The organism is Sphingomonas sp. (genome assembly GCF_039595165.1).
GTDB lineage: Bacteria > Pseudomonadota > Alphaproteobacteria > Sphingomonadales > Sphingomonadaceae > Sphingomonas.
The window spans coordinates 1-3112 of record NZ_JBCNMA010000200.1; the positions used below are offsets into that span (position 1 = coordinate 1).

The window sequence follows — 3112 nt, forward strand, 5'->3', positions numbered from 1 at the left end:
CCAAGGCGAACATCGCCGATGCCGATGCGCTGGTCGCGCGCGCGCGGGCCGGCCTGAGTGGGCCGTTCGCTGCCGGCTACCGCAAGCTGATCGCGCATTTGCGTGCCGCCGAGGCGCGGGCGGACACCCGCGACGGGGTATGGAAGCTGCCGCGCGGCGACGCCTATTACCGCCAGCAATTGCAGAGCTACACCTCGCTGCCGCTCACCGCGGAAGCGATCCACGACCTGGGAGTCGCGCAGGTCGCGCGCATCCATCGCGAGATGAGCGCGATCATGCGCAAGGTCGGCTTCGCCGGAACGCTCCAGGCCTTTTTCGAGCATGTCCGCACCGATTCGCGCTTCTTCTATCCGCAGACCGATGCCGGCAAGGCCGCCTATGTCGCCGACGCCGAGCGGCTGCTCGCCGAGATTCGCGGACGGCAGGGGGAGATGTTCACGATCATCCCCAAGGCGCCGGTGGTGGTTCGTCCGGTCGAGGCCTGGCGCGAGCGGTCGGCGGCCAAGGCCTTCTACCAGAATCCGCCGCAGGACGGATCGCGACCGGGGGTGTTCTACATCAACCTCTACGACATGAAGGCGCAGCCCAAATGGCAGCTCGCCGCGACGCTGTACCACGAGGCGATTCCCGGCCATCACATCGAGACCTGCGTCGCGCACGACATGGCCGGATTGCCCAAGTTCCGGCGCTTCGGCGGCGTCACCGCGTTCAGCGAGGGTTGGGGGCTCTATTCGGAGCGGCTGCCCAAGGAACTCGGGCTCTATGCCGATCCCTATGACGATTTCGGCCGCCTCTCGCTCGAGCTGATGCGCGCGTGCCGGCTGGTGGTCGACACCGGCATCCACGCCAAGCGCTGGAGCCGTGAGCGCGCGGTCGCCTACATGGATGCGAACATGCCGAGCAGCCACTACGACAATCAGCGCGAGATCGACCGCTACATCGTCCTCCCCGGCCAGGCCTGCTCCTACTATGTCGGGATGCGCAAGATCCTCGAGCTACGCGAACGGGCGCGGTCGAGGCTCGGCACGAAGTTCGACATCCGCGGTTTCCACGACACCGTCCTGGGCAACGGGCCGTTGCCGCTGCCGATCCTGGAGGAACAGATCGACGAGTGGATCGCGCGCGGAGGGAGCCGGACATGACGCGGCTTCCCGTGAGCCTGACGGCGCTGCTGCTCGCGAGCGCGGCGCATGCCGAAGCGCCGCACTATGAGGTGAAGGCGCAGTTCGATCCCAAGGGCGCATTGCGTGCCGACGTCACCGTGACACTGACCGAGGCGGTCCCGGAGAAGGCTTTCCTGCTCTCGAAGCGCTTCACGCTCGAGCCGATGAAATTGCCGCGCGGCGTCACGATGACGCGCGAGCCGTCTGCCTCGCCGATGCCCGACCTGATCAAATACAGCTTCCGCTTCGACCGGCCGAGCGCCCAGCCACGCAAGCTGCGCTTCCGCTATGCCGGTCCGATCGCGACGGCCAACGACAGCGGCAACCCGCCGATCCGGCCGGAAGGCTATGAGCTGTTCATCGACCATATGTGGTTCCCGGTCGGCGCCGACATCCAGACCCGCTTCACCGTCGATGCCGCAATCGACGGCCTCTCCCCCGATCTGGTGGTGGTCGCGCAGGGCGAGGTGACACGAACCCGGACGGGCGCGCGCATCCACCGCGACTTTGTCGACATCGATCTGCCGCTGGTGGCGATGCGCGGGCTGAAGCGCGCCGACGCGCACGGCGTCGAATTCTACGCCCGCGATCTCGATACGCGGCTGTCGGGCTTCTACGCCAAGCATGCCGAGGGCGCGGCGCGCTATTTCGAAGCGATGTTCGGGCCGCTGCCGCGCAAGGTGCGGATCGCGCAGGTCTGGCGGCCCAAGTCGATGGGCTATGCGCGCACCGCCTATACCGTCGTGTCCGAAGGCGGCCGCAGCGCGCCCGATGTCGCCGAGACCAACCCGGCCGGCCATGTCGCGCACGAGATCGCGCACGCCTGGTGGATGCTCGCCAGCCCGCTGACTGACGATTTCTGGCTGGTCGAATCGACCGCGTCCTACATGGCGCAGCGCTATCGTGAGGCGGCGTTCGGCGCGGCGGAGGCCGAGAAGGCGCTTGCCGAGCTGCGTAAGGCTGCGGCGACTGCCGGCCCGGTGATGGGACATGGCCGGCCCAATCGGGCCCAGCTCTATGCCAAGGGGCCGGTGCTGCTGGTGGATCTGGAGCGCCGGATCGGGCGGCAGGCGATGGATCGGCTGATGACGACGATGGCACATGAGCCGGTCCACACCACCGCGATCTTCCTCAAGCACCTGACCGCGATTGGCGGCGGCGATGCCGCGCGGGAGTTCGAGGCGGCGTTGCATGCCGCTTGAGGTTCAGCGCGCGGGCGGTCCGTAGAGCCGCTCCGCTCGCCGGCGCAGCAGCTCGGCGCTTCCCAGCAACAGGGTCGAGGCGACGACCAGCAAGGTCGCGGCGGCGGTGATTGCCGGGCTGATCTGCTCGCGCACGCCCTCGAACATCTGAATCGGAAGGGTGCGCTGCTCGGGCCCGGCGAGGAAGAGGGTGACGACGGTCTCGTCGAACGAGGTCATGAAGGCGAACACCGCGCCGGCGGCGACGCCCGGCGCGATCAGCGGCAGCAGCACGCGGAACAGCACCGTCGCCGGCGGCGCGCCGAGGCTGGCTCCCGCGCGCAGCAGCGAACCGTCGAAGCCATGGAGCGAGGCGGCGACCACGATCACCACGAACGGCGCGGCGAGCACGGTGTGCGCGACGACCAGACCGACAAAGCTGTTGGTCAGTCCGAGCGGGGCGAACAGGAAGTAGAAGGCGATCGCGACGACGATCACCGGCACCACCAAAGGCGCGCCCAGCAACGCGACCACCAGCGGGCGCGCGCGCGACTTGAGGTTGACCAATCCAATGGCGGCGAGGGTGCCGAGCGGAGTCGCGATCGCCGTGGTCGCGGCGGCGATGACCAGGCTGTTGACGAAGGCGCGGGTCCAGTCGGGGGATTGCGCGAGCATCCAGTACCAGCGCAGCGACAGGCCGCCCTCCGGGAAGACCAGGAAGCTGGTCGGATTGAACGACATCGGCACGATCGCGAGGATCGGAAGCAG

At 68.3% G+C, this 3112-nt stretch carries 3 protein-coding genes; 2 read left to right on the top strand and 1 reads right to left on the bottom strand.

The genetic code is table 11. The annotated features are described in order from the left end of the window. Positions 1–1142, top strand: a 1142-nt coding sequence (locus tag ABDV68_RS18655; protein ID WP_343521593.1) for a DUF885 domain-containing protein, incomplete at its 5' end; no start/stop codon positions are given. Beyond that, entirely contained in the window at positions 1139–2365 is a 1227-nt protein-coding gene (locus ABDV68_RS18660; RefSeq protein ID WP_343521594.1) for a hypothetical protein, read from the top strand. The genes ABDV68_RS18655 and ABDV68_RS18660, both read left to right, overlap by 4 nt. A gap of 3 nt (positions 2366–2368) precedes the next feature. Here ABDV68_RS18660 and ABDV68_RS18665 read toward each other — a convergent pair. Beyond that, positions 2369–3112 (bottom strand): ABC transporter permease (locus tag ABDV68_RS18665; protein WP_343521595.1); only part of this gene is annotated, 744 nt, incomplete at its 5' end.